The organism is Nonomuraea sp. SBT364 (assembly GCF_001083785.1).
Classification (GTDB): Bacteria; Actinomycetota; Actinomycetes; order Streptosporangiales; family Streptosporangiaceae; genus Nonomuraea.
Map to the genome: position 1 here is coordinate 20,647 of NZ_LAVL01000029.1, position 25,030 is coordinate 45,676.

The window sequence follows — 25,030 nt, forward strand, 5'->3', positions numbered from 1 at the left end:
GGAACGTGACAAACATGACCGTGACTCTCTCCGCCACCCTGGCGGCGAACGAGGACATCGAACGAAGACGGCGCGCCGGGGAACGCGTGCTGAACCTCGCCTTCGGTGAGGCAGGGCTGCCCGTCCACCCGGCGCTGCGCGACCAGCTGGCCGCCGCATCGGAACGCAACGGCTACGGGCCGGTCGCGGGGGCGGCCGGGCTCCGGACGGCAGCGGCGGGCTACTGGGCACGACGGGGGCTCATCACCGACCCCGAGCTGGTCGTCTGCGGACCGGGCAGCAAATCCCTGCTGTACGGCCTGCTCCTGGCGATCGGCGGCGACGTCGTCCTGCCCATGCCCAGCTGGGTCAGCTACGCGGCGCAGGCGGACCTGGTCGGCTCACGCCCGATCCTGATCCCGGCGCCCGCCGGTCAGGGCGGCGTGCCGGACCCCGAACTGGTGGCCTCGGCGGTGCTGCGCGCCCGAGCCGAGGGCCGGACCGTACGCTCCCTGCTCGTGACGCTGCCGGACAACCCCACCGGCCGGCTCGCGCCGCGCTCGGCGATCCGCCGGCTGGCGGCGCTCGCCCGCGAACTCGACCTGTACATCATCTCCGACGAGATCTACCGCGATCTGCTGCACGAGCCCACCACGCCGTTCACCTCCCCGGCCGATCTGGCGCCCGAGCGCACGATCATCACCACCGGGCTGAGCAAGAGCCTGGCCCTGGGCGGCTGGCGGATCGGCGTCGCCCGGCTCCCCGACGGCGCCCACGACCTGCGCGCCCGGCTGCTCGCGGTGGCCAGCGAGATCTGGTCGTCCCCGGCCGCACCGGTCCAGGAGGCCGCGGCGTACGCCTTCACCGACCCGACCGAGCTCACCGAGCGCGTCAGGCTGAGCCGGCGGCTGCACGGCACGCTGGCCCGTGCCGTACGCGACAGGTTCGTGGAGATCGGCGCCTCCGTGCCCGCTCCGCAGGGCGGCTTCTACCTCTACCCGGACCTGAGCCATCTGCGGCTCGGCGGCTCGGCGGACATCACCCGGATCCTGCTCGACCAGCACGGCCTCGGGGTGCTGCCCGGCCACGCCTTCGGCGACGACCCGGCCGCCGCGCGCGTGCGGGTCGCGGTCAGCCTGCTGTACGGGGACACGACCGAGGCCCGGCTGACCGCGCTGACCAGCCCGGATCCGCTCCAGCTGCCGTGGATCGCGGCCTCGCTCGACCATCTGTCGATGGGCCTGAAGGAGCTCTCCCTGACCTCGCGTGAACAGCGTCCGGCGCTCGTGCCGACCGGATGTCACGGTTAGGCGAAATCTTCCCCGGAGATCCTTCCGAATTACCCCTCTGACCTGCGGAAACACCATGCCGTCCGGAGTCCGGGAACGACGGCCCCGATAGCGTGGTTCCGCAGGCTCCGAGCACCCTCCATCATGTGCACATGTCCGCTCTTGTCACCTTGTCCGGGCGCCTTGTGCGCCTGGAACCTCTCAGCCTGGCGGCGGTCGATGACCTCGTCGCCGCGGCGGGTGAAGACCGTTCCGCTTACGGCTTCACCCGCGTCCCGCAGAGCCGGGACGAGATGGCCTCCTACGTGGAGGCCGCGCTGGCTGAGCAGGCGGAGGGCCGCACCGTGCCCTTCGCCATCCGGTGGCTGCACACCGACCGTGTGGTCGGTGCCACCCGTCTCATGAACCTGGAGTACTGGCAGGGTCCCATGCCCTGGCCTCCGGGCACGCGTGGTGCGGTGGGCGAGGTCCCGTCCGTGGCCGACATCGGTTACACCTGGCTGGGCGCCTCCGCCCAGGGCACGGGTGCCAACCGGGAGAGCAAGTTCCTGATGCTCTCGCACGCCTTCGAGACCTGGCAGGTCCACCGCATCACGCTCAAGGCCGACGTGAGGAACGTCCGGTCCCGGGCCGCCATCGAGGCCCTCGGCGCACACTTCGACGGGGTGCGGCGAGCGGAAAGCCGAGGCGCCGACGACACGGTCCGAGATACGGCGTTCTACTCGATCCTGATTTCCGAATGGCCGGCCGTACGAGAACGGCTGCTCCATAGACTCGGCCTGGTCGAGGCAGCGTAGGAAACATCCGTCGAAGGCCCCGCCCGCAATGGGCGGGGCCTGTGTCGTCAAAGCCGGCCAACGCTTCGGTTAACGAATGCCCGCATTCCTAGGTGCTCGGCTTCGTTGGATCTATCATTTGGTAACAAATCGTTCCATTGATGTGGGGACAGGCGGCATGGCTGGTCAGGACATCGAAGGCGCGCTACGGTTCGCCGTGCTGGGTCCCGTCCGCGCGTGGCGCGATGGCCAGGAGCTCGACCTCGGCACTCCGCTGCAGCGGTCCATCCTCGGCATGCTGCTCCTGAGGGAAGGCCGGGCGGTCACCCCGGCCGAGATGATCGACGCCGTCTGGGGCGAGGAAGCGCCGCCCAGGGCGCTCGGCGCACTGCGCACGTACGTGTCCCGCCTGCGTACCGTCCTGGAGCCCGACCGGCCCGCCCGCTCCCGTCCCGAGCTGCTCACCTCCGTCGGCCGGGGCTACGCGCTGCGGCTGCCCGGCGACGCGCTCGACCTGACCCGGTTCGAACGCGGCATGACCGAGGCCGAGAGCGCGCGCAGATCCGGCCGGCTGTCGGCCGCCGCCGCGGGCATGCGGGCCGCGCTGGCCCTGTTCGAGGGCGAGCCGCTGGCCGGGGCCGTCGGCCCGTACGCCGAGCACCAGCGCGACCGGCTGATCGAGCGCCGCCTCAGCGCCATCGAGACGCTCATGGACATGGACCTGGAGCTGGGCAACCACGCGGCGGTCGTGTCGGAGCTGATCGCGCTGACCGCCGACCACCCGCTGCGCGAGCGGCTGCGCGCCCAGCTCATGCTGGCCTACTACCGGTGCGGGCGGCAGGGCGACGCGCTGGCGGTGTTCACCGAGACCCGCGAGGCGCTCGTCGACGAGCTCGGCGTCGAGCCCGGCGCCGAGCTGGCCGCGCTGCACCAGCGCATCCTGGCCGCCGACCCCACGCTCGCCGCCGCCGAGGTGGCCCCCGACGAGCCCCTGGCCGAGGAGGAGCCGGCGCACGAGCTGCCCCGCCCGGCACAGCTCCCGGCGGCGGTGAACGACTTCACCGGGCGCAAGGAGATCGCCCGCAGGCTGCGCACGCTGCTGTCGGCCCAGTCGCCCGCCGAAGGCGTGCCCGTCGCCGCGATCTGCGGCATCGGCGGCGTCGGCAAGACCACGCTGGCCGTGCACGTGGCGCACGCGACCGGCGACCTGTTCCCCGACGGGCAGCTCTACGCCGACCTGCGCGGCTACACCGACGAGGCCACCGCGCCCGAATCGGCGCTCGGCGCGTTCCTGCGCGCGCTCGGCATCCCGACCGACGTGATCCCCGAGGGGCTGGCCGAACGCTCCGCGCTGTTCCGGTCCATCCTCGCCGACCGGCGCATCCTCGTCCTGCTCGACAACGCCCGCGACGCCCGGCAGGTCAGCCCGCTGCTGCCCGGCTCGCCCGGCTGCGCGGCGATCGTCACCAGCCGGGGCAAGCTGGCCGACCTGCCGTCCGCCCGGCTCATCGACCTGGACGTGATGGAGCCGGACGAGGCGCTGTCGCTGTTCTCCTCGGTCGCCGGGCCCGAACGCGTCGCCGCCGAGCACGCCGCCGCCATGGACGTGGTCGCCGCCTGCGGCTTCCTGCCGCTCGCCGTCCGCATCGTGGCCGCCAGGCTCGCCGCGCGCCCCTCCTGGACCGTCGCCTCGCTGGTGCCCAGGCTCGCCGACGAGCAGCGCCGGCTCGACGAGCTGCGCGTGGGCGACCTCGCCGTCGAGGCCACCTTCGCCCTCGGGTACGGCCAGCTCGAAGCCGCCCAGGCCCGGGCCTTCCGGCTGCTGTCGCTGCCCAACGGGCCCGACATCTCGGCGGGCGCCGCGGCCGCCGTGCTGTCGACGACCGTGATCGAGGCCGAGGACGTGCTGGAGTCGCTGGTCGACGCGAGCCTGCTGGAGGCGCCCGCGCCCGGCCGCTACCGCTTCCACGACCTGCTCAAGCTGTTCGCCCGGCGAGCGCTGGAGAAGAGCGAACGGCCGCAGGCCCGCACGATGGCGCTGCGCCGGCTGCTCGGCTTCTACCTGGCCTCCGCCCAGTCGGCGCACCGGCTGGCCTACGAGGGCAGCATGATCTCCGACAACCTGGTGGTGGTCGGCAGCGGGCGGACGTTCGGCACCGCCGACGAGGCCGTCGCCTGGCTGATCGCCGAGGGCGACTCGCTGTTCGCCGCGATCAACCAGGCCGCCGCCTCCTCACGCACCGGCGAGCAGCTGCTGCCCGCCGGGGACCTGCTGGTGGCCATGGAGCCGCTGCTGGAGTCCGGCACCCACACCCGCGAGTTCGACCACGGCACCCGGGCGGTGCTGGCCACCGCCAGGCGGCTCGGCGACCAGGCCGGCGAGCTGCGCGCCCGCTACGTGCTCGGCCGGGTGCTGTTCGCCGGCAACCGGCTGCCGGAGGCGGAGGAGCAGTTCGAGATCGTGCACACGCTGTCGGTCGAGCGCAAGGAGAAGGTCGTCACCGGCGAGGTGCTGAACGCGCTGGCCGTCGTGGTCGGCCGGCAGCGCCGCCACATCGAGGCGCTCGCCTGGTTCGACGCGGCCATGCGCTTCTACCGGGAGAACGGCGTGCCCGCCGGTGAGGGGCTGGTGCTCAGCTACTCCGCCCGTGACCACCTCGGCCTGGGCCGCGCGGACGACGCCATCGCGGCCGCCGAGAAGGGCCTGGCCATCTTCACCGAGATCGGCAGCGGCGCCGGCACCGCCAGGGCCCGCTACCACCTGGGCATCGTGCTGTCGCGGGTCGGCCGGCTCACCGAGGCCGTCCACCACCACGCCGAGTGCCTGGCCTTCTTCCGGGCCAGCAAGCAGCGGGTATGGGAGCAGCGGGTCTGCTCCCGGCTGGCCGAGACGTTCATCGCCGCCGAGCGCTACTCCGACGCCGTACGCCATGCCGAACAGGCTCTGGTCGTGTCGCGGGACATCGGCCACCCCTTCGGGGAGGCGCTGTCGCTGGCGGTGCTGGGCAAGGCGCTGCGCGGGCTCGGCAGCGTCTCCAGGAGCGTCGACTGCCTACGTCAGGCCTTCGACATCTTCACCAGGCTGGGCGCTCCCGAGGCCGGGGACATCAAGGTCCTCCTCGACCGCGTTCAGGTCGTCGAGTCCTGAGTACAGCTCGTCGTCCAGACGTGTCATCCACACATGGTTAAACAAGGCTGTCCCTTTGGAGTCACGACCCCCGTGGCCGATGAGATACGCGGCCCGGCCGGCCATCTGACCGCCACGCGTCGCTAGGGGGCCCGGTTATCCGGATGCTCCGCGTAGCGGCTAGCCGCCTCACATCGACGACCGGCCGGACCCGACACGGTCCTCGAACCCCCCAGGTCCGTGTCGTAGTCAGAAGCTTCCACCGCGCACGTCAACAACCGATCAACGCCCAATCAACACCCAAACCCGGCGCGCATGAAACCTCGAACCAACGCCCAGGAGACTGGACCCTCCGGCGGTGAGGGGCTACAGCAGGAAGTAACCCTCCGCGATGAGGGGGCGGATGGCGTCGGCGTCGGGGATCTCGCCGTCGCCGACCAGCTCGGCGATCACGTTGAGCAGCGGCCCGAGCGCCAGCTCACCGTCGCAGACCCCGGCCAGGGCGGCCTCCACGGTGCCGACCTCCCGGCTGCGGCGCAGCCCGGACGTCTGGCGGAGCACGATGCGCATCGGGTCCTCCGCCCCCGGCAGCCCGACGCGCTCGTCGAGCAGCCCGTCGGCGGTGCGCAGCAGCGCCGAGCCCAGGTCGCGGACACGATGGGCGGCGCCGATCGCGTCGAGCACGTCGTCGACGTAGCCGCCGACGGGCAGCGTGACCTGGTGGGTGAGCCCTTCCAGGCGGACGACCGGATCCAGGGCGCCGGAGTTGCGCATGGTGATCCAGCCGAAGCCGACCCCCTCGACCTTGCGCTCCTCGAACCAGGCCAGCCACCGGTCGTAGTGCTCGGTGTAGCCGGGGGTGCCCTGCTCGGCGGCGTCCTTGAGCCAGAGCTCGACGTACTCGGCCGGGTCCTGGACGTCGCGCTGCACCACCCAGGCGTCGCACCCGGTCTCCCCCAGCCAGCCGCCGACGCGGTCGCGCCAGTCCTCGCCCTCCACGTGCAGCCAGCTCGCCAGGAAGTGGGCCTGGCCGCCGGGATTGAGGTGCCCGGGCGTGTTCCGTACGAGCTCGCGGCAGAAGCCGTCGCCGTCGCCGCCCGTCTCGCGGTAGGTCAGCCGGCCGCCGGGCGAGATGACGAACGGCGGGTTGGAGACGATCAGGTCGAACCGCTCGCCCGCCACCGGCTCGAACAGCGAGCCGGTGCGGGCGTCGACGCCGGTCAGGCCGGACAGCCGCCAGCTCAGCCGGGCGAGCTCGATCGCCCGCGGGTTCACGTCGGTCGCGGTGATGTGGCCGGCCCGCCCGGCCAGGGAGAGCACCTGGACGCCGCAGCCGGTGCCGAGGTCGAGGGCGCGGCCGACGGGGCGGCGGGTGACGAGCTGGGCCAGGTTGGCCGAGGCGCCGCCGGCGCCGACCACGTGGTCGGGGCGCAGCGCCGGGTCGCCCGGCCGCACCTTGCGGTCGGAGACCACGTAGCCGCCGGTCTCCCAGGGCTGCAGGTGGACGGTCGCGCGAGCCTGTGAGCCGGACACGGTGACGAGGCCCGACTCCAGCACCGACCGGTGCAGCGCGCTCGCCTCCACGGACGCGCCCAGCCACCACAGGCGGATCAGCGTGCCCAGCGGGTCGCCGTCGGCGGTGGCGCGCAGGGCCGGAACCAGCTCCTCGCGGGCCAGCGCCGTGGCCGCCACGTCGCCCAGCCGGTCGCGGACGCCGTCGATCGTGTAGCCGGTCTCCAGGAGGTGCTCACGCAGTCGTTCCACGAGACCATCCTTTCACCGCAGATCACATCGGAAGCTCCGATACCGTCAGTGATCATACTGTTACCGAGACATCCGAGTTTTGCGCGAGCTGAAAACAAGCGGGGCCGTGATACTGCTGGGAGCCGGTGTGCCGTTCGACGAGGAGCGGATTCATGCTGATCCCGTGCCTGGCCTGCCAGTCCCGATTCAAGCCCGACGAATACTTCTCGGCCTGCTCCGGCTACAACCGGTGGCTGGACCTGGTCTCGTGGACGTGCCCGCGCTGCGGCAACCACGACGACATGCGGGTGCTGCCCGGTGAGCTCGGCTTCGGCTACCGGCACCGCGGCCGGTTCGCCGTGCATGATCGCGTACGGGTGCCGGGGCTGCGCCGGCAGCGCGGTGAGCTGCGGCTGGACATCTCGCTCAACCGGTCGAGCTGGCGGGTGCCCGCCCGGCTGGGGCCGCCGGTCAGCCCGCCTGACGCAGGCTCTGCCAGGCCGCCTCGCCCAGGCCCTTGATCTCCTCGTCCGTCGGGGTGTGCGCGCCCGCGAACCACAGCCGGCACATCTCCTGCGCCGGCCCGAGCCACAGCACGTAGCACATGGTCGGGTGGACCGGCTGGAGCAGGCCGTTCTTCATGTGCGGCCGCCACCAGTCGGAGACCTGGCGGAAGAAGCCGCGCCGGGCCTCGGCCACCTCGGCGCCGCCCGGCTCGTGCTTGCGCGGCGGGCGCTCGCTCACCAGGATGCGGGCGCGCTCCGGGTGTTCGCCGGCCCAGCGCATGTGGAAGGCGACGATCGCCTCGATCCCCGCCTGGGCGTCGTCGTGCCCGACCAGTTCGGCGAGGAACTCGCTCTGGTAGGACGCCAGGATCTCGCCGTAGAGCACGCCGAAAACGTGCTCCTTGCTGGCGAAGTGATGGTAGAAACTACCGACGCTCACGCCGCTCTCCTCGCGGAGGCTGGCCAGGGTCGTGGCGGACACGCCGTCCTGGCTGAAGCGGCGGAGGGCGCCCTCGATGATCCGGGTCCGTCCGTCGCGTCCGTTCTTGACACTCTTCACGCTGTCAATGGTGAGCCACCAGAACGTTGTTCCGCAAATACTCCCGCCTGTTGGATCATAGCGGTCACTTCCACCGAGCCGGACTCGACCTTCATCCGGGCGTCCGGCCAGAGCCTGCGGATCATTCTCAGCGCCCGCCGGTTCTCGCCCATCACGTCCATGCCCACCGTGGTGGCGCCCCGCATGACGGCCCTGACCAGCAGCGTGTCGACGAGTCTCGGCCCCAGCCCGAAGCCCTGCCAGTGGTCGGCCACCACGACGGCGATCTCCACGTCGGCGGCGCCGCCCCGGTAGCTCATGGCGTGGCCGACGATCTCACCCCCGACCAGGGCCACCAGGGCGTCGCGGCGCCCGTCGACCTCGATCAGGGTGCTCACCAGGCTCGCGGACGGGCGGGTGACGCCGGCGAAGAAGCGCAGCGTCTGGGTGTGCAGTGACAGCCCGGCCAGGAATCGCCGGACAAGCTCACCGTCGTCGGCCCGCGCCGGGCGGATCAGCGGCCACTGAGTTCGAATCACAGACTCAGCTTGCCTTTCACCTTCTGAGTCTGTCAACTGAACTCAGGTATGATGGGCACCATGAACGTGCCTTTCCGGGTGAACCACTGCTCCATCGAGCGGACCCTGGACATCGTCGGGGAGAAGTGGACCTTCCTGGTGCTGCGCGAGGCGTTCAGCGGCGTCCGGCGGTTCGCGGACATGCAGGCGATCACCGGCGCCCCCCGCCAGGTGCTCAGCGCCCGGCTGACCCGGCTGGTGGACGAGGGCCTGCTGCGCAAGGAGCCCTACCGCGAGCCCGGCCAGCGCCAGCGCGACGAGTACCGGCTCACCGACAAGGGGCGCGACCTCTATCCGCTGCTGGTCGCGCTCATGCACTGGGGCGACAGATACCTGTCCGGAGAGGAGGGCCCGCCCGTCCTGCTGACCCATCGCGACTGCGGCGCCCTCGTCGAGCAGCACCTGCGCTGCGCCGACGGCCATGAAGTGGGCGGCCCCCGCGAGGTCACGGCGATACCGGGCGCCTGACCACCGGCATCGGTGCCTACCCTTGTAGCGTGTACCGGTTCCTGCTCACACCCCGTTGGATCGCGCTTCACATCGTCGTGCTGCTCGTGATCCCCGCCTTCGTGTTCCTGGGCCGGTGGCAGTTCGGGCGGTTCGAGGAGCGCTCGGCCAACAGCGACCTGGTCACCGCCAACATCGAGGCCGCCCCGGTGCCCCTCGGCACCCTGGCCGGGGCCGGCGAGCAGGTCAAGGAGTCCGACCGGTTCAAGAAGGTCGTCGTCACGGGCACGTACGACGCCGGGCAGGGCCTGGTGGTGCGCCGCAGGCCGCAGGAGGGGCGCAACGGCTACTACGTCCTGACCCCGCTGGTGACGGGCGAGGGGCAGGCCGTGCTCGTCAACCGGGGCTGGGTGCAGGCCGGGGCGACCGCCGACACCCCGCCGGAGGTGCCGCCGCCGCCCTCGGGTGAGGTAAGTGTCACCGGTCGGCTACGTCCCAGCGAGACCGAGGCGAACAGCGGCATCCGGGAGCGGCCCGGGTTGCCGCCCGGCCAGGTTCTGCTCATCGACCCGGCGAAGATCGGCAAGGCGCTGCCGTACCGGCTCGTGGGTGGTTTCGTGGAGCTGACCGAGCAGCGGCCCGCGCCCGCGCAGGCCCCCGAGCCGGTGCCGGCACCGGACGTCGGCGCAGGTGGAGGGCTCAATCTGGCCTATGGCGTGCAGTGGTGGCTGTTCATCGGGATCGCGATCGGCGGCTGGGTGCTGCTGATCCGCCGGGAGCTGGCCGACCGGAAGGCGCAGGAGGCCCGCGCCGCCGACGAGCAGGTGGAAATGTCCGCCAACTAAGGTGGTGAGGGTGATCCGCCACATCAAGTTCGCCAAAATCCACAACTTCCGCGACATAGGTGGATATGCCACCCAGGACGGCCGGACCGTCCGGTGGCAGCGGCTCTATCGGGCGGACTCCCTCGGCTGGCTGGCCGGCCAGGACCTGGAGACGTTCCGCACGCTGGGCGTGCGCACCGTCATCGACCTGCGCCACCCCTTCGAGGTGGACCGGAACGGCCGGGTGCCCGAGGAGCACGGGCTGGCCTACCACAACCTGCCGATCGAGGGCCGGCGCTGGCAGTTCGCGACCTTCGACGAGGCGCAGGGCGTGCCGCGCTTCCTGGCCGACCGCTACCTGGAGGTCACCGAGGACGGCGTGGACAACCTGCGCACCGCCATGGAGACGATCTGCCGGGCCGACAGCGCCCCCGTGGTGGTCCACTGCGCCGCGGGCAAGGACCGCACCGGGCTGCTCGCCGCCATGATCCTGTCCCTGGCGGGCGTGGCCGACGACGACATCGTGGCCGACTACGAGCTGACCGGCCTGGCCACCGAGCGGTTCATCGCCGACTGGCGCACCCGGCACCCCGACGACGACCTGTGGCCCGGCTTCGGCCTGGCCCCGGCCGAGGCCATGCGCCTGTTCCTGGCCGGCCTGCAGGACAGGCACGGCTCGGTGGAGTCGTACGTCACCGGCGTGCTCGGCGTCACCCCGGACGCCGTCGGCGAACTGCGCGCCCATCTCCTGACTGAACCGGTCGCCCGCGGGTAGCGGCCGGGCCCCGGGATCGCCAACCGTCCCCCTCCCGGCGATCCCGGGCCAGAACGGCCCTCGGATATGCCTGGATACCCAACGGATACGTCGCAGCTTGTTCGACGTTATCCCGCCGTCGTACGGTTACCTGCGTGACTACGCCGCTGCTTCCCGATCCAGAGCCGAGGCGGCGCGACTATGTGATCATCTCCGCCGACGATCACCTGATCGAGCCCCCTGACCTTTTCGAGGACAGGCTGCCGGAGAAATACGCCGAGGTCGCGCCCAAGGTCGTGGAGACCGAGGCCGGTCACCAGGTGTGGCGCTACGGCGGCGCCACCTACCCCTGCGCGGGGCTCGACGTGGGCGCCGGACTGCCCCGCGAGCAGTGGACCCTGGACCCGGTCAGGTTCGAGACCATGCGCCCCGGCTGCCACGACATCGAGGCCCGCATCCAGGACATGGACGTCGCGGGCGTCTGGGCGGCGCTGTGCTTCCCCGGCATGCTGGCCGGGCAGTCGGGCATGCCGTTCGCCAGGACCCGCGACCAGGAACTCGGCCTGGCGCTGATCAAGGCCTACAACGACTGGCACATCGACGTCTGGGCGGGCACCTACCCGGAGCGGATCATCGGCCTGCAGCTCCCCTGGCTGCCCGATCCCGACGTGGCCGCCAAGGAGATCCGCGCCAACGCGGCCCGGGGCTTCAAGGCCGTGGTGTTCCCCGAGTTCCCGACGCGGCTGCGGCTGCCGTCGATCCACACCGGCCACTGGGACCCGTTCTTCGCCGCCTGCGAGGAGACCGGCACGGTCGTCTGCCTGCACACCGGCGCGTCGAGCTGGTCACCGGTGCCGTCGCCCGACACGCCCATCGAGGCGATCACCACGCTGATGCCGACCAGCGCCATGTTCGCCTGCGCCGACTGGCTCTGGTCCGGGCTGCCGCTGCGCTTCCCCAACCTGCGCGTCCTCATCGCCGAGGGCGGCGTGGGCTGGCTGCCGGTGCTCGCCGAGCGGGCCGACTACGCGCTGGACCACCCGGTGGCCGGCGAAGCCCAGTGGGACGGCGGGCTCAAGCCCAGCGAGGTGCTGCGCCGCAACTTCTTCTTCGGCACGCTCGACGACCACGCCCTGTCGGGGGTGCGGCTCGCCGTCGGCCTCGACCACGTGCTGCAGGAGAGCGGCTATCCGCACTCCGACTCCACCTGGCCCGACACCCAGAAGTCCGTCGCGCGCAACCTCGGCGCGCTGCCTCCCGCCGACATCGCCAGGGTCGCGTACGGCAACGCCGCCCGGCTGTTCGGGCACCCGCTGCCGTCGCGCGCCTGGCTGAGGATGGAGGAGATCTAGCCTTCCTGCGGCGCCGGCTCCACCCTGCCGGTGATGATCCTGCGCTCCCAGTCGACGTAGCGGCCGCTCTCGCCGAGCAACGACCCCATCAGCCAGAGGAACACCCCGAAGTCGTCGGCCACGCCGATCAGCATCAGGAAGTCGGGCACCAGGTCGATCGGCGAGACCAGGTAGACGACGCCGAGCGCCATCATGGTCAGCCTGCCCTTGCCCAGCCCGTCGTACCGGCCCCGGAGCGCGGCGCCGAGCATGCGGGGGATCGCCCGGAGCCGCGGCATGAGGCCGGGCGTGCCGGGCTTGGTGACGTCCCGGTAGGCCCGATAGGCCGCCGCGGCCTTCGCTGCTTTCGCCATCATGAGTCTCCCTTTACCCCGTCTCTCACGACATAACGTGTTACCCGGGGCAAGGAGTTCCTCACAGCGCCGCGTGCTCGAAGGGCCTGGCCGCCTCGATCTGCGCCGCCACCCTGATGAGCAGGTCCTCCCGCCCGGCCGCCGCGACGAGCTGGACGCCCACGGGCAGCCCGTCGCGGGTGCGGTGCAGCGGCAGCGAGATGGCCGGCTGACCGCTGGCGTTGATCGGCGAGGTGAAGGCCACCACGTGCGCGGTCCTGCCGAACGCGGTGCTCAGGTCCTCCGGCGGGATCCAGCCGAGCGGGAACGGCGCCACGCCCACCGACGGCATGAGCAGCAGGTCGTGCCCGGCGGTCCACCAGGCCGCCAGCCGCCTGCGGAAGCGGTCGATCCACTGCGCCGCCAGCAGGTGCGCCGCCGCGCTGCGCCCGCGCGCGGCCGCCACCATGGCGGCGTTGCGCGGCTCCAGCTCCTCCAGTTCGACGGCCTTGCCCCTGGTCTGGCCCAGCCCCTCGACGAGCGCGGCCAAATTGTCGGACACGATCGCGCCGAAGTGCAGCGGGAAGTCCGCGTCGCCCAGCGCCTGCGGGCAGCCGGGCGCCACCTCGTGGCCCAGCGCGGCCAGCAGCGCCGCCGCCCCGGTCACGGCGTCGGCCAGGTCGGGGTCCTCCGGCACGTCGCCTCGCGGGTGCGCGGTGACGTACCCGATCCGCAGCCGTCCCGGGTCGGCCCCGGCCTCCTCGGCGAGCGGGCGCGGCAGCGGCTGGGCGGCGTACGGGTCGCCGGGCACGTACCCGGAGACCAGGTCGAGCGCCGCGGCGGTGTCACGCACGGTCCTGGTCACGAACCCCGGGCAGGAGAAGCCGTTCCAGCCCTCCCCCAGGGTCGGCGCGAAGCTGACGCGCCCGCGGGTGGGCTTCAGGCCCACCAGGCCGCATAACGAGGCGGGGATGCGGATCGAGCCGCCGCCGTCGCCGACCGTCGCCAGCGCGACCATCCCGGCCGCCACCGCCGCCGCAGACCCGCCGCTCGACCCGCCGGCCGAGTACGCGGGATCGTACGGATTGCGGGTGGGGCCGAACGCGGCGGGCTCGGTGGTGATCGTGCTGCCGAACTCGGGCGTGCTGGTGCGGCCGAGCACCAGGAAGCCGGCCTCGCGCAGGCGGGCCACGCCGTGCCCGTCCTCCTCGACCGGCAGGCCGTCGTAGACCCGCGAGCCCGCGCTGTAGGGCTCGCCCGCCTGCTGCCAGCCCAGGTCCTTCAGCAGGATCGGCACGCCGCGGAAGGGCGCGTGCTCGGGAATGTCGGCGGCCTCGGCCAGCGCCCGCTCGAACCGGGGGTGCACGACCGCGTTCAGCTCGCCGTCGCGGGCCTCGATCCGGGCGATGGCGGCCTCGGCGAGCTCGCGCGGCGACACCAGCCGCTCGCGTACCGCCCGCGCCTGGCCGACCGCGTCCAGCTTCAGAACGTCGTCCATGCGCCCTCAGCCCTTCGGAGCCAGGTCGCGGACGGCCTGGGTGATGGAGACCTCTCCGCCCGGGATCGGGGCCAGCACGGGCGTGTTGAGGCCGTTCGCGACATACTCCTCGATCCGGGCCCGGCAGGTCGCCGCGTCGCCGTGCACGATGAGCGCGTCCACGACCTCGTCGGGGATCGCCTTGAGCGCGGACTTGCGGTCGCCGGCCGCCCACGCCTCGTGCAGCGGCCGCAGCACCTCGCCGCGTCCCAGCCAGTCGTGGAAGGCCGCGTACGCCGGCACCGTGAGGTAGGAGGCCAGCATCCACCGGGCCTGCTCGCGCACGCGGTCGGTGTCCTCGCTCACGCAGACGAACAGGCGGGCGATCAGCTCGGTGTCCGGCCCGATCTCCGCGCGCACCTTGCGCACGTCGTCCGGCGAGAGCCAGTTGGTGATCGCGCCGTCGGCCTCCTCGGCCGCCAGCCGCAGCATCCGCGGCCGCAGCGCGGCCAGCACGATCTTCGGCGGCACCTTCGGCGCGCGCTCCAGCTTGAAGCCCTTGATCTGGAAGGTCTCGTACGCCTCCGACACCTTCTCGCCGGCCAGCGCCTTCTTCAGGAAGCGCAGGGTGTCGCGGGTGCGGGCGTACGGCTTGGCGAACTCGACGGCGTTCCAGCGCTCCACGATCGCCGGTGACGACGAGCCGATGCCGAGCACGAACCGCTCCGGCGCGAGGTCGGCCAGCGTCGCCGCCGACATGGCCAGCAGCCCCGGCCCGCGCGTGGAGACGGGCACGATGGCGCTGCCCAGCCGGACGCCGGGGGCCCACTGCGAGGCCAGCGCCAGCGGCGTGAACCCGTCCGTGCCGTTGACCTCGGCCGACCACAGATCGGTGTAGCCGAGCGCGGGCAGCTCCGCGATCAGCTCCTGCGACTGGGCCAGGGAACGGTCGTAGAAGGGGATGGTCATGCCCCAGTTCTGGGTCATAGCGCGCCTCCGGGCTCCGGGTGTGCCCCGACCATACCAACCGGTATGTGGCCGGGACTACGCCCGGAGCTCGTGCACCGCGGCGATGAAGTCCTTGGTGATCCCCCGCAGCCCCGGCAGGTGCGACAGCCCGACCAGCCGGTCCACCAGCGGCACCGTCACCTCGATCAGCCGGTACGTGCGCGCGCAGCCGGGCGAGGCGTCGTGCACCCAGAACAGCACCATGCCCATGGACAGCAGCCAGAGCAGCTCGGGCAGTTCCTCGCGCAACTCGGCGTTCATCCGGTCACGCGCCCCCTCGACCACCTGCCGGTAGATCGCGATGGAGGCCTCGCGGGCCGGCGACGACTGCTCGCTGAACGGGCTCAGCGGGTTCGTCGGCTCGGCCGCGTGCTTGTAGAACTTGACCGCGAACTCGTGGTACGGCTCCGAGACGCGCACCCACTCGCGCAGCACCCCGCTCAGCCGCCCGGCCAGCGTGAACTCGGTCGCGAGCAGCTCCCGGCAGGCCTGCTCGTGCTCGGTCTGGGCGCGGTCGTAGTACGCCTGGATCAACGCTTCCTTGCTCGCGAAGTAGTAGTAGGCGTTACCCACGGACACACCGGCCTCGGCGGCGATGGCGCGCATCGTCGTCGCTTCGAAGCCGCGCTCCCGGAACAGTCGCAAGGCCGTCTCGACGATGACCTCTCGAGTGCTCTCCGATCCTCGGTTTCGGGCTTCGGACACGTTCGTCACTTTACGGCTTATTGCCGGGTTAGGTCATGGAGCCGCACGGTGATCGCCGCCACAAGGCAAAAATCCCAGTGCGACAGGGGTTATCCACTGTGAACGGTGGGATTGATGGTTTCAGCGGAAGGGCTATTCCGCGAAAAGGCATCGACATGTGGATACGTAGGACAGTGCGGCTCCTCGTGGTCGCGCTCTTTGGTATCGAGATCTCCATCATCGCGATGGCGTCTGCGGCCTCGGCCGCCCCCAGGACGCCGGCGGACGAGCCACGCCAGGCTCCGGACCCGGTCATCCGGGTCTACGAAGCCGGCGACATGTACAACGCCCCTCGCTGGTACTCCATGCTCGAGAAGACGGCGGCGAGCCTGGAGCGGGCCTACCACGCCCAGCTCGGCTCCATCCACGAGGTGGAGCGTCTGCGCAGGCTTCGCGAGACCCGCGATCACGACGGCAGGTCCGGCGACCCGTACCGGCCCACCGGCCTACGGGAGCCCGCCGACCCGCGGGAACCCGCGGACCCGCGCGAGCCCACCGGCCCGCGCGAGACCGACGACCTCCGGGAGCCCGGCGACGAGCGCGAGTTCCGCGAGCTGTATCTACGGCGCTTCGACGTCGGCCAAGCCGAGCAGACCGAGCAAGCCGAGCGGTCCGAGCCGCGGGCCCGCGGGGGCAAGGAGGCCGGGGCGAACGCCAAGCGGCACCGCCGCCACGCGGTCGACCTGCACCGCGCCCGCCCCAGGCACGCCACCGTGCACCTGTCGCACGCGAACGCGGCCGACTGGCTCAAGGACGCGGGCCTGCGCTGGAAGTCGACGGGCAACTGCACGAGCAAGCACCTGCGTCACTGCACCTCGCTCGACTCGGTACGCACCCGCACGGTCGCCAAGGCCGTGGAGCTCAAGCGGCGCAGCCGGTGCCCGATCATGGTGACGGGAGGCACGGAGACGGGCCACGCCTCCGGCCGGTTCAGCCACGGCAACGGCTACAAGCTCGACATCTCACACAACCAGTGCATCGACCGGTACATCACCAAAAACCATGACCGGACGGGCATGCGCGGCGATGGCGCCACCCTCTACCGCTCGGCGTCAGGCGACGTCTACGCCGACGAGGGCGACCACTGGGACATCCTGTTCCGGTGACAGGGCCGGCTCCGTCCACCGCCCGGTGGACAGAGCCCGCCCGGTGGACAGAGCCCGCCCGGTGGACAGAGCCCGCCCGGTGGACAGAGCCCGCCCGCTTCGTCAGAACTCCGAGGCGACCAGCTCGGCGATCTCCGCCGCGTTCAGCGCGGCACCCTTGCGCAGGTTGTCACCGCACACGAACAGATCCAGCGTGTTGGGGAAGTCGATCGCCTGGCGCACCCGGCCCACGTACGTCGGGTCGGTGCCCACCACGTCGGCGGGGGTCGGGTAGACGCCGTTGGCCGGGTCGTCCATGAGGACCACCGTCGGCGCCGCGCCCAGCACCCGGTGCGCGCCGGCAACCGTGATCTCGCGCGCGAACCGCGCGTGCACGGCCAGCGAGTGCGTGGTGATCACCGGCACCCGGACACAGGTCGCCGAGACCTTCAGGTCGGGGATGCCGAGGATCTTGCGCGACTCGTTGCGCAGCTTGAGCTCCTCGGACGCCCATCCGCCGTCCTTGTACGAGCCCGCCCACGGCACCACGTTGAACGCGATCGGCGCCGGGAACGGCGAGTCGTCGGGCAGCTTGTTGGCCAGCGCCTTGCGCACGTCACCGGCCACCTGACCGATCGACCGGTCGCCGGCCAGCGCCTCGACCTCGTCGTAGAGCCGCGCCGAGCCCGCCACGCCCGCACCGGACACCGCCTGGTAGGAGGCGACGACCAGCTCGGTCAGGGTGTATTCGGCGTGCAGCGCGCCCATGGCCGTCATCATCGACAGCGTGGTGCAGTTGGGCGTGGAGATGATGTTGCGCGGCCGCTCGCGCACGTCGAGCGGGTTGACCTCCGGCACCACCAGCGGGACGTCGGGCTCCATCCGGAACGTGCCGGACTTGTCGATCGCTATCGCGCCACGCTCGGCCGCGATCGGCACCCACACGGCCGACACCTCGTCGGGCACGTCGAAGATGGCGATGTCGATGCCGTCGAACACCTCGGGCGCCAGCGCCTGCACGACGACGTCCTCGCCGCGCACCTGGAGCACCTTGCCGGCCGAGCGCGGGGAGGCCACCAGGCGCACCTCGCCCCAGATGTCGTCACGCGTGGAGACGATGTCCCGCATGACGGTGCCGACGGCTCCGGTGGCCCCGATCAGGGCGAGATTGGGCCTGCTCATCGTCCTGAACCTCCATACACAACGGCTTCGACCTGGTCGGAGTCGAGATCGAAGGCACGGTGGGCGGCCGCCACGGCCGCGTCGACACCGTCCTGCTCGACGATCACGGAGATGCGGATCTCCGACGTGGAGATCATCTCGATGTTGACCCCCGCGTCCGCGAGGGCCGCGAAGAACGTCGCGGTGACGCCCGGGTGCGAGCGCATGCCCGCGCCGATCAGCGACACCTTGCCGATCTGGTCGTCGAACAGCAGCGACTCGTAACCGATCTCGCTCTGGATCCTCTTCAGCGCCGTCAGCGCCGTCTGGCTGTCGGCCGTGGGCAGCGTGAAGGAGATGTCGGTGCGGCCGGTCGCCGCCGCCGAGACGTTCTGCACGATCATGTCGATGTTGATCTCGGCGTTGGCCAGAGTTTTGAAGATCGTGGCAGCCTCACCGACCTTGTCGGGCACCCCGACAACAGTGATCTTGGCCTCGCTCCGGTCGTGCGCGACGCCGGAGATGATCGGCTGCTCCATCTCGGTTCCTTCGGTGTAAGGGTCGGAGACGACCCACGTGCCTTCCCTGTTACTGAACGAGCTGCGTACGTGAATCGGCAGGTTGAAGCGGCGAGCATACTCGACGCAGCGCAGGTGGAGGATTTTCGCGCCGCAGGCCGCCATCTCCATCATCTCGTCGTAGGAGATCCTGGGGATCTGCTTCGCCGCCGGCACGATCCGAGGGTCGGCGGTGAAGATGCCGTCGACGTCGGTGTAGATCTCGCAGACGTCGGCCTCCAGCGCCGCGGCCAGCGCGACCGCGGTCGTGTCGGAGCCGCCTCGGCCCAGCGTGGTGATGTCCTTGGACTGCTGCGAGACGCCCTGGAAACCGGCCACGATCGCGATGTGGCCCTGGTCGAGGGCCTCCTGGATGCGGCTCGGCGTCACATCGATGATGCGCGCCTTGCCGTGCGTCGAGTCGGTGATCACGCCGGCCTGCGAGCCGGTGAACGAGCGGGCCTCGTGCCCCAGGTTGGCGATCGCCATCGCCAGCAGAGCCATCGAGATGCGCTCGCCGGAGGTCAGCAGCATGTCGAGCTCGCGGCCCGGCGGCAGCGGCGACACCTGCTCGGCCAGGTCGAGCAGCTCGTCCGTCGTGTCGCCCATGGCGGAGACGATGACGACCACGTTGTTGCCGGCTTTTTTCGTCGCGACGATCCGCTGCGCGACCCGCTTGATGCAGGACGCGTCGGCGACGGACGAACCACCGTACTTTTGCACAACGAGCGCCACGAGAGTCTCCCGGTCTGGACTGTGAAGTGCCAGTCTACTTGGGGCCTCTCATGCCACTGATGGCTCAACCACTATGTGGACACCCGTCAGACGGTCGTGGCCTCCTCGGCCACGTCGAGCCGCGAATGCGCGGCCAGAGCCTGCAGCGCGCGCATGGCCGCGCCCGCGTGGTTGCCCCAGGTGTTGAAGTAGGAGTATTGCCACCACCACAGCGCCTCGTGCGGCCGCCCCGCCTGATAGTGGCGCAGCCCGTGGATGAGATCGGCGGCGACCGCGGTCAGGTCGTCGGAGAGCCGGTAGGGCGTGACCGCCGTGTCCTTGTACGGGTCGAACACCTCGGCGTAGTCGTCGACCGGGCCGAGCCGCTCGGCCAGCGCCGTGCGCACCCCGTCGATGTCGGGGTCCTCGCTCAGCGGCGGCTCGTAGTTGCCCGACAGGATCACGTCGCGGTTGGCGCCGAGCTTGGCGCCCGCCAGGCTCACCTGCGCGACCTCGACCAGGAGCAGCGACCAGATGGCGTCGCCGCCCTCGCCGCCGGCGACTCTCGCCAGGCCGTCCACATAGTTGCTCGCGTGGCCGGCGATCTCCTCCGCCAGGGCGTTCCACTCGTCAGACATCCAGCAGCCTCCGTCCTTCGAACGCGCGGCCCAAGGTCACCTCGTCGGCGTACTCGAGGTCACCGCCCACAGGCAGACCGCTGGCCAGTCGTGTCACTTTCACACCCATCGGCTTGACCAGACGGGCGAGGTAGGTCGCCGTCGCCTCACCCTCGAGATTGGGGTCGGTGGCGATGATGAGCTCGGTCACCCGGCCGTCGGCCAGCCGGGTCATGAGCTCACGGATGCGCAGGTCGTCGGGGCCGACGCCGTCGATCGGGCTGATCGCCCCGCCGAGCACGTGGTAGGTGCCGCGGAACTCGCGCGTCTTCTCGATCGCGACGACGTCCTTCGACTCCTCGACCACGCAGATCACGTGCGTGTCGCGGCGCGGGTCGCGGCAGATGCGGCACTCCTCCTCGGAGGCCACGTTGCCGCACACCCGGCAGAACCGGACCTTCTCCTTGACCTCCAGGAGCGCGTGCGCCAACCGCTTGACGTCGGCCGGATCGGCCGCCAGCAGGTGGAAGGCGATCCGCTGCGCGCTCTTGGGACCGACGCCGGGGAGCAGGCCGAGCTCGTCGATCAGGTTCTGGACGACCCCTTCGTACATCGCCTAGAACCCCGGCAACTGGCCGAGGCCGCCGCCACCCAGCCCCTGGGCCAGCGGGCCCAGCTTCTCCTGCTGCAGGTCGGCGGCCGCCCTGATGGCGTCGCGCACGGCGGCGATCACCAGATCGGCGATCGTGTCGGCCGTGTCCTGCGGATCCGCGGCGTCGATCACGCTCGGATCGATCTTGAGCTCGAGCAGCTCGCCCGAACCGTTGACGACGGCCGTGACCATGCCGCCGCCGGCCGAGCCCTCGATCTGCGCGTCGTTGAGCTCCTGCTGGGCGCTCACAAGCTGCTGCTGCATGAGCTGGGCCTGCTCCAGCAGCTGCTGCAGGTTGACATCCCCTGGGTTCACCGTCGTGCGCTCCTCGTGGCTCCGCGTTCTTGACTGCCACGAGCCTACGGTGTTTGGGCGCGGTCATGTACTGGCGGGCATACAGGTGTTTCGCGCCCCTGCCTCATTCTGGCCGGATCCCGGCCCCCCTCCAGTGTCCGGGACCCGGCCATCACACCGGCCGGAGCGGCCGCACCATGCCGGTGCGTCGTCAGAGACCCTAGACTTCACCACGTTGCACACACGTTGCGATCGTTCAATCACTCTAAGCAATCCCCTGAACGGGTTGCGCCGGGAGCCCTGTACAACGGATGCTCGCCTAAGGGGCTGATTACATGGAGTGGCCGATGAGTTACGCTCACTTGAACGCATACTCCCGTCGTCTGCGCGCGGCGCACGACAGCATCAGCGCGGACGAGGTGACGCCCGTCGAGCCGCGCGGGATGATCGGAGCCTCCTGGCGGCGCTCCCTCGACGCCGGCATCGACCTCGACGCCACCGCCGCCCCCCTGGCGTTCGACACCGCGACGATGAAGGACATCCGCGCCTCGCACCCGCTCCAGCCCCTGCTCTCGCTCCTGGCCCAGACGCTGGGCCGCTCGGCCGACGAGAGCGAGCACATCGTCCTGGTGACCGACGCCGAAGGCCGGGTCCTGTGGCGCGAGGGCCACGCCGCCACCCTGCGCCGCGCCGACCAGGTCGGGCTCGCCGCCGGTCACCACTGGGGCGAGAACGCCGTCGGCACCAACGGCATCGGCACGGCCCTGGCCCTGCGCCGGCCCGTGCACGTCTACTCCGAGGAACACCTGATGCGCGTGCTGCACGTCTGGTCGTGCAGCGCCGCCCCGATCATCGACCCCGACACCGGCCAGATCCTCGGCTGCGTCGACATCAGCGGCACCGCGCCCAGCCTCCACCCGGCCACGATCGCCCTCGTCGGCGCGGCGGCCAAGCTCGCCGAGACCCAGCTCGCCCTGCGCATGCACGAGCGCGACGACGTGCTGCGCCGCCGCTACGAGGGGCTGCGCGCCCGCTCCACGATCCTGCTGTCCCCCACCGGCCGGGTCATCGCCGGCGACCCCTCCGGCCATCTCGGCTCGCGCGTCACGCTGCCCTCCACCGGCGACCGGATGATCCTGCGCGACGGCCGCGTAGCCGTCCTGGAGCCCTTCTCCGGCGGCTACCTCCTGCGCGCCACCCCCACCGTCAGCGCCTCCCCCCTGGGCCTCGCGCTGCTCGGCGACGGCACCCCGACCGCCGTCGTCAACGGCCGCAAGCTCCCGCTCTCCCTGCGGCACGCCGAGATCCTCGCGCTCCTCGCGCTCCACCCCCGCGGCCTGTCCGCCGACCAGCTCTCCTTCCACCTGTACGGCGACGCGGGCAACCCCGTCACCATCAGGGCCGAGGTGCACCGCCTGCGCGCCCAGCTCGGCGCGATCGTCGAGGCCAAGCCCTACCGGCTGACCTCACCCGTGGACGCCGACTTCCTGGAGCTGCGCCGCCTGCTGTCGGCCAACGACCCGGCGGCCCTGGCCCGCGCCTACGCCGGGCCGCTCCTGCCGCGCTCGGAGTCGCCCGAGATCCGCCGCGCCCGTGACGAGCTCGAAGTGCAGGTCCGCTCCACGATCCTGCGTCACGGCACCCCCCAGGACCTGTGGGCCTACGCCCAGACGGAGAGCGGCCGCGACGACTACCAGGTCCTCGAACGCATCACCAGGGCGCTCCCGCCGGGCGACCCCCGCGCCGCCGCCGCCCACGCCCGCCTCCGCACCGCCTGATCGCCGCGTACGGCCCGTCCCACGGGTGAGGTGGGGGGTCAGGTGTGGTCGATCTCGCCGATCACCTGGGCGCCCAGCTCGCGCTGGAGGAGGGCCATGCCCGAGACGGCGTCCACGTCGGCGTCCGCGTCGTTCAGCGGATCGACGTCCTCCGTCTCCGAGGTCTTGCCGCGGCCCGGCACCGCCTCCGGCCACCCCGACGTCGCGCCCTGCCGGGCCCCCGACCGGGCGCCTGCGCGGGGCCCCGCCTGGGCTGCCGCCCTGGCCGCGGAACGGGCCGCCGCCAGCCCGGCGCCCACCGCACCGCCCGACGCGCCGCCCGACGCCCGCCCGGAAGCCGTCCGGGTGGGATCGGGCGTGGGAGGCGAGCCCGGCCCCGGGTCGTCGGGGGCCGACGGCCATGACTCGTCCGTCGTCCTCGGCCCGCCCGCCGTCCCGTCCGGCGCGGCGTCCTGCTGAACGGACCCCGCGTCCTGCGGACCGTCCGCCGCCGCCCCGCTGCCCGACCGCGCGGCGGCGTCCCCGTACGAGCTCATCGAAGCGCCCGCGTGCGAGCCCGCGGGGCCACCGGGACGAGAGCCCGCAGCCCCCTCGGGACGCGCCCCCGCCGGCCCCGACGGGGGCCCCGAAAGCCCGCCCCGGGCGGCCGGGCCGCCGGCCTCCCCCTGCGCGGCCCCGGACGAGCCGGGACCGGCCTGCTGTACGTCCGCCGCGCCGTTGGACGTGGCGCCCTGCGGCCCGGAAGGACCGCCAGGATGAGAACCCGACGCACCCCCCGGGTGCGAGCCCGGCGCCCCTCCCGGGTGCGACCCGGACGCGCCACCCGGGTGCGAGCCCGGCGCGTTACCCGGAGCGCCGCCGGGATGAGAGCCGCCCGGCTGGGGGCCGCGTGAGGCCGCCGGAGGCCCGCCGCCCACCACCGCCTCCACCCGCCACGTACCGCCCAGGACGTCGCCGAGCGCACCGGCCACCACGGCGTCCTTGCCGCCGCCGGTGAAGTTCTTCATCGCGCCGACCTGGGTGAAGCCGAGGGTGACCAGGTTGCCCTCGACGCCCACCACCTGGGCGTTGGTGCTCACGTTGGCCCACACCACGATGCTGCGCTGCTTGAGCGCCGCCAGCACCGCGGGCCACTGCTGCTGGATCGCCCCGGCCCCACCGGCAACCGGCCCCCCCTGCCCGGACGAGGACTGCCCTGACGAGGACCCGGGCGTGGACCCGGGCGAGGACCCGGGCGTGGACTGCCCGGGGGCGGGCTGACCGGCGGTGGCCGGTTGGACGGGAGCGGGTTGCGGCGGCGAGCCGGGGCGTACGGTCTCGGGCCAGTCGTCGGCCGACGGCCGCGCCGCGTGCCCTTCGCCCGGTGCGGCACCCGGTGCGGCACCGCCATCCGGGGCAGCATGCCCTGCCCCGGCGGGTCCCCCGCCCTGCACCACAGCAGCGGGGCCGTGCGCGGCCACGCCCGGGGCCGCGTCGTGGACGGGCTCGCGTACCGGCGCGGCGGGGGCAGCTGAACGGGCGGCCATCTGGGCGACGGCGCCGCCGCGTTCGAGGCGCTCCAGCCGTGCGAGCAGGGCGACCTCCCCCTGGGAAGCCACGGGGAGCAGGACCCGGGCGCACATCAGCTCCAGCAGGAGCCGGGGCGAGGTGGCGCCGCGCATCTCCGTGAGCCCGGCGTTGAAGATCTCGGCGGCGCGGGTGAGCTCGGCTGGCCCCATGGACGCTGCCTGCTGGACGAGACGCTCCAGCTCGTCGGCGGGACGGTCGAGCAGGCCGCTGGAGGCCGCCTCCGGGACGTTGGCCAGGATGACCAGGTCGCGGAAGCGCTCCAGCAGGTCGGAGGCGAAGCGACGCGGGTCGTGGCCGCCCTCGACGACCCGGTTGACCGCCTGGAAGACCCGGCCGCCGTCGCGGTCGGCGAACGCGGCCACGACGTCGTCGAGCAGGTCGCCGTCGGTGTAGCCGAGCAGCGAGACGGCCTTGGCGTAGGTGATGCCGTCGTCCTCGGCCCCGGCCAGGAGCTGGTCGAGGATGGACAGCGAGTCGCGGGCCGACCCGGCGCCGGCGCGGACGACGAGCGGCAGCGCGGTCGGCTCGAACGGGACGCTCTCGGAGCTGAGGATCTCCTCCATCAGCGCGCGGAGGGTCGCGGGCGGCATCAGCCGGAACGGATAGTGGTGGGTACGCGACTTGATCGTGCCGATGACCTTTTCCGGCTCGGTCGTCGCGAAGATGAACTTCAGGTGCGGCGGCGGCTCCTCGACGAGCTTGAGCAGCGCGTTGAAACCCTCACGGGTCACCATGTGCGCCTCGTCGATGATGTAGATCTTGAAGCGCGCGGAGACCGGCGCGAAGAAGGCCCGCTCACGCAGGTCCCGGGCGTCGTCGACGCCACCGTGGGAAGCCGCGTCGATCTCGATCACGTCGAGGTGGCCGGGGCCCGTCGGCGCCAGCGCGACACAGGACTCGCAGGTGCCGCACGGGTCGGGGGTCGGGCCCTTCTCACAGTTGAGCGAGCGGGCCAGGATGCGGGCGCTGGAGGTCTTGCCACAGCCGCGCGGGCCGCTGAAGAGGTAGGCGTGGTTGACTCGGCCGGTGCGCAGTGCCTGCCGCAGCGGGTCTGTGACGTGTTCCTGACCCTTGACCTCGGCGAAGGTCCCGGGCCGGTACTTGCGGTAAAGCGCAAGGCTCATGCGAC

Annotated in this window: 23 protein-coding genes; 10 read left to right on the plus strand and 13 right to left on the minus strand. The window is 71.9% G+C overall.

What is annotated here, in order from left to right; genetic code table 11:
• The first annotated feature begins 14 nt into the window (after positions 1-14).
• The 3 genes from ADY59_RS16195 (at position 15) to ADY59_RS16205 (ending at position 5,192) form a co-directional block, all read left to right on the plus strand.
• A complete protein-coding gene (locus tag ADY59_RS16195; protein WP_049562965.1) occupies positions 15-1,289 on the plus strand; it encodes a pyridoxal phosphate-dependent aminotransferase in 1,275 nt (424 codons plus the stop codon).
• Between the two features lie 131 nt (positions 1,290-1,420).
• On the plus strand, positions 1,421-2,065 hold the full coding sequence (locus tag ADY59_RS16200; RefSeq protein WP_049562967.1) for a GNAT family N-acetyltransferase: 645 nt from the start codon (positions 1,421-1,423) through the stop codon (positions 2,063-2,065).
• A gap of 157 nt (positions 2,066-2,222) precedes the next feature.
• Complete coding sequence (locus ADY59_RS16205; RefSeq protein WP_049562969.1) at positions 2,223-5,192, plus strand: AfsR/SARP family transcriptional regulator; 2,970 nt, start codon at positions 2,223-2,225, stop codon at positions 5,190-5,192.
• A gap of 345 nt (positions 5,193-5,537) precedes the next feature.
• On the opposite strand, the gene ADY59_RS16210 is transcribed toward ADY59_RS16205, so the two are convergent.
• Positions 5,538-6,935: a N5-glutamine methyltransferase family protein gene (locus ADY59_RS16210; RefSeq protein ID WP_049562971.1), complete on the minus strand. Its 1,398-nt coding sequence runs from the start codon at positions 6,933-6,935 to the stop codon at positions 5,538-5,540.
• A 152-nt stretch (positions 6,936-7,087) separates the two neighbouring features.
• Here ADY59_RS16210 and ADY59_RS16215 point away from each other — a divergent pair, with 152 nt between their 5' ends.
• Complete coding sequence (locus ADY59_RS16215) at positions 7,088-7,435, plus strand: hypothetical protein (protein ID WP_049562973.1); 348 nt, start codon at positions 7,088-7,090, stop codon at positions 7,433-7,435.
• Here the strand turns inward: ADY59_RS16215 and ADY59_RS16220 are convergent.
• Together ADY59_RS16220 and ADY59_RS16225 are read right to left on the minus strand one after the other, a co-directional pair.
• Positions 7,386-7,979: a TetR/AcrR family transcriptional regulator gene (locus ADY59_RS16220; protein WP_049562975.1), complete on the minus strand. Its 594-nt coding sequence runs from the start codon at positions 7,977-7,979 to the stop codon at positions 7,386-7,388. The genes ADY59_RS16215 and ADY59_RS16220 overlap by 50 nt on opposite strands.
• On the minus strand, positions 7,976-8,497 hold the full coding sequence (locus tag ADY59_RS16225; RefSeq protein WP_049562976.1) for a GNAT family N-acetyltransferase: 522 nt from the start codon (positions 8,495-8,497) through the stop codon (positions 7,976-7,978). Before ADY59_RS16225 ends, ADY59_RS16220 begins: the two co-directional genes overlap by 4 nt.
• A gap of 60 nt (positions 8,498-8,557) precedes the next feature.
• Here ADY59_RS16225 and ADY59_RS16230 point away from each other — a divergent pair, with 60 nt between their 5' ends.
• From ADY59_RS16230 to ADY59_RS16245, 4 genes are all read left to right on the plus strand, one after another.
• Positions 8,558-9,004 (plus strand): winged helix-turn-helix transcriptional regulator, encoded by a 447-nt coding sequence (locus tag ADY59_RS16230; RefSeq protein WP_156325537.1) that lies wholly within the window; start codon positions 8,558-8,560, stop codon positions 9,002-9,004.
• A 29-nt stretch (positions 9,005-9,033) separates the two neighbouring features.
• Entirely contained in the window at positions 9,034-9,828 is a 795-nt protein-coding gene (locus ADY59_RS16235; RefSeq protein ID WP_082310143.1) for an SURF1 family cytochrome oxidase biogenesis protein, read from the plus strand.
• Positions 9,829-9,838: 10 nt separating this feature from the next.
• Positions 9,839-10,582, plus strand: coding sequence for a tyrosine-protein phosphatase (locus ADY59_RS16240; protein ID WP_049563044.1), 744 nt, complete (start codon positions 9,839-9,841; stop codon positions 10,580-10,582).
• A gap of 134 nt (positions 10,583-10,716) precedes the next feature.
• On the plus strand, positions 10,717-11,913 hold the full coding sequence (locus ADY59_RS16245; RefSeq protein WP_049562978.1) for an amidohydrolase family protein: 1,197 nt from the start codon (positions 10,717-10,719) through the stop codon (positions 11,911-11,913).
• On the opposite strand, the gene ADY59_RS16250 is transcribed toward ADY59_RS16245, so the two are convergent.
• The 4 genes from ADY59_RS16250 to ADY59_RS16265 form a co-directional block, all read right to left on the minus strand.
• Positions 11,910-12,266: a YkvA family protein gene (locus tag ADY59_RS16250; RefSeq protein WP_049563045.1), complete on the minus strand. Its 357-nt coding sequence runs from the start codon at positions 12,264-12,266 to the stop codon at positions 11,910-11,912. The genes ADY59_RS16245 and ADY59_RS16250 overlap by 4 nt on opposite strands.
• Positions 12,267-12,327: 61 nt before the next feature.
• Positions 12,328-13,743, minus strand: a complete 1,416-nt coding sequence (locus ADY59_RS16255) for an amidase (protein ID WP_049562980.1) — start codon at positions 13,741-13,743, stop codon at positions 12,328-12,330.
• A 6-nt stretch (positions 13,744-13,749) separates the two neighbouring features.
• The gene (locus ADY59_RS16260; protein ID WP_049562982.1) at positions 13,750-14,709 is read right to left on the minus strand and encodes an LLM class F420-dependent oxidoreductase; all 960 of its coding nucleotides are present in this window, start codon (positions 14,707-14,709) and stop codon (positions 13,750-13,752) included.
• 57 nt (positions 14,710-14,766) lie between these two features.
• Entirely contained in the window at positions 14,767-15,435 is a 669-nt protein-coding gene (locus ADY59_RS16265) for a TetR/AcrR family transcriptional regulator (RefSeq protein WP_049563047.1), read from the minus strand.
• A gap of 173 nt (positions 15,436-15,608) precedes the next feature.
• Between ADY59_RS16265 and ADY59_RS51450 the strand changes: the two genes are divergently transcribed.
• Entirely contained in the window at positions 15,609-16,580 is a 972-nt protein-coding gene (locus ADY59_RS51450) for a hypothetical protein (RefSeq protein WP_197093682.1), read from the plus strand.
• A 102-nt stretch (positions 16,581-16,682) separates the two neighbouring features.
• Here the strand turns inward: ADY59_RS51450 and ADY59_RS16275 are convergent, their stop codons facing one another.
• The 5 genes from ADY59_RS16275 to ADY59_RS16295 form a co-directional block, all read right to left on the minus strand.
• Positions 16,683-17,741: an aspartate-semialdehyde dehydrogenase gene (locus ADY59_RS16275; protein ID WP_049562983.1), complete on the minus strand. Its 1,059-nt coding sequence runs from the start codon at positions 17,739-17,741 to the stop codon at positions 16,683-16,685.
• On the minus strand, positions 17,738-19,012 hold the full coding sequence (locus ADY59_RS16280; protein ID WP_049562985.1) for an aspartate kinase: 1,275 nt from the start codon (positions 19,010-19,012) through the stop codon (positions 17,738-17,740). Before ADY59_RS16280 ends, ADY59_RS16275 begins: the two co-directional genes overlap by 4 nt.
• Before the next feature lie 86 nt (positions 19,013-19,098).
• Positions 19,099-19,629, minus strand: a complete 531-nt coding sequence (locus ADY59_RS16285; protein WP_049562987.1) for a DUF5063 domain-containing protein — start codon at positions 19,627-19,629, stop codon at positions 19,099-19,101.
• Positions 19,622-20,221, minus strand: coding sequence for a recombination mediator RecR (gene recR, locus ADY59_RS16290; protein ID WP_049562988.1), 600 nt, complete (start codon positions 20,219-20,221; stop codon positions 19,622-19,624). The genes ADY59_RS16285 and recR overlap by 8 nt, the downstream gene beginning before the upstream one ends.
• A gap of 3 nt (positions 20,222-20,224) precedes the next feature.
• A complete protein-coding gene (locus ADY59_RS16295; protein ID WP_082310144.1) occupies positions 20,225-20,575 on the minus strand; it encodes a YbaB/EbfC family nucleoid-associated protein in 351 nt (116 codons plus the stop codon).
• Between the two features lie 341 nt (positions 20,576-20,916).
• On the opposite strand from ADY59_RS16295, the gene ADY59_RS16300 reads away from it, so the two are divergent.
• The gene (locus ADY59_RS16300; protein WP_197093683.1) at positions 20,917-22,332 is read left to right on the plus strand and encodes a GAF domain-containing protein; all 1,416 of its coding nucleotides are present in this window, start codon (positions 20,917-20,919) and stop codon (positions 22,330-22,332) included.
• A gap of 38 nt (positions 22,333-22,370) precedes the next feature.
• Here the strand turns inward: ADY59_RS16300 and ADY59_RS16305 are convergent, their stop codons facing one another.
• Positions 22,371-25,025, minus strand: coding sequence for a DNA polymerase III subunit gamma and tau (locus ADY59_RS16305; RefSeq protein WP_049562991.1), 2,655 nt, complete (start codon positions 25,023-25,025; stop codon positions 22,371-22,373).
• Positions 25,026-25,030: the final 5 nt, after the last annotated feature.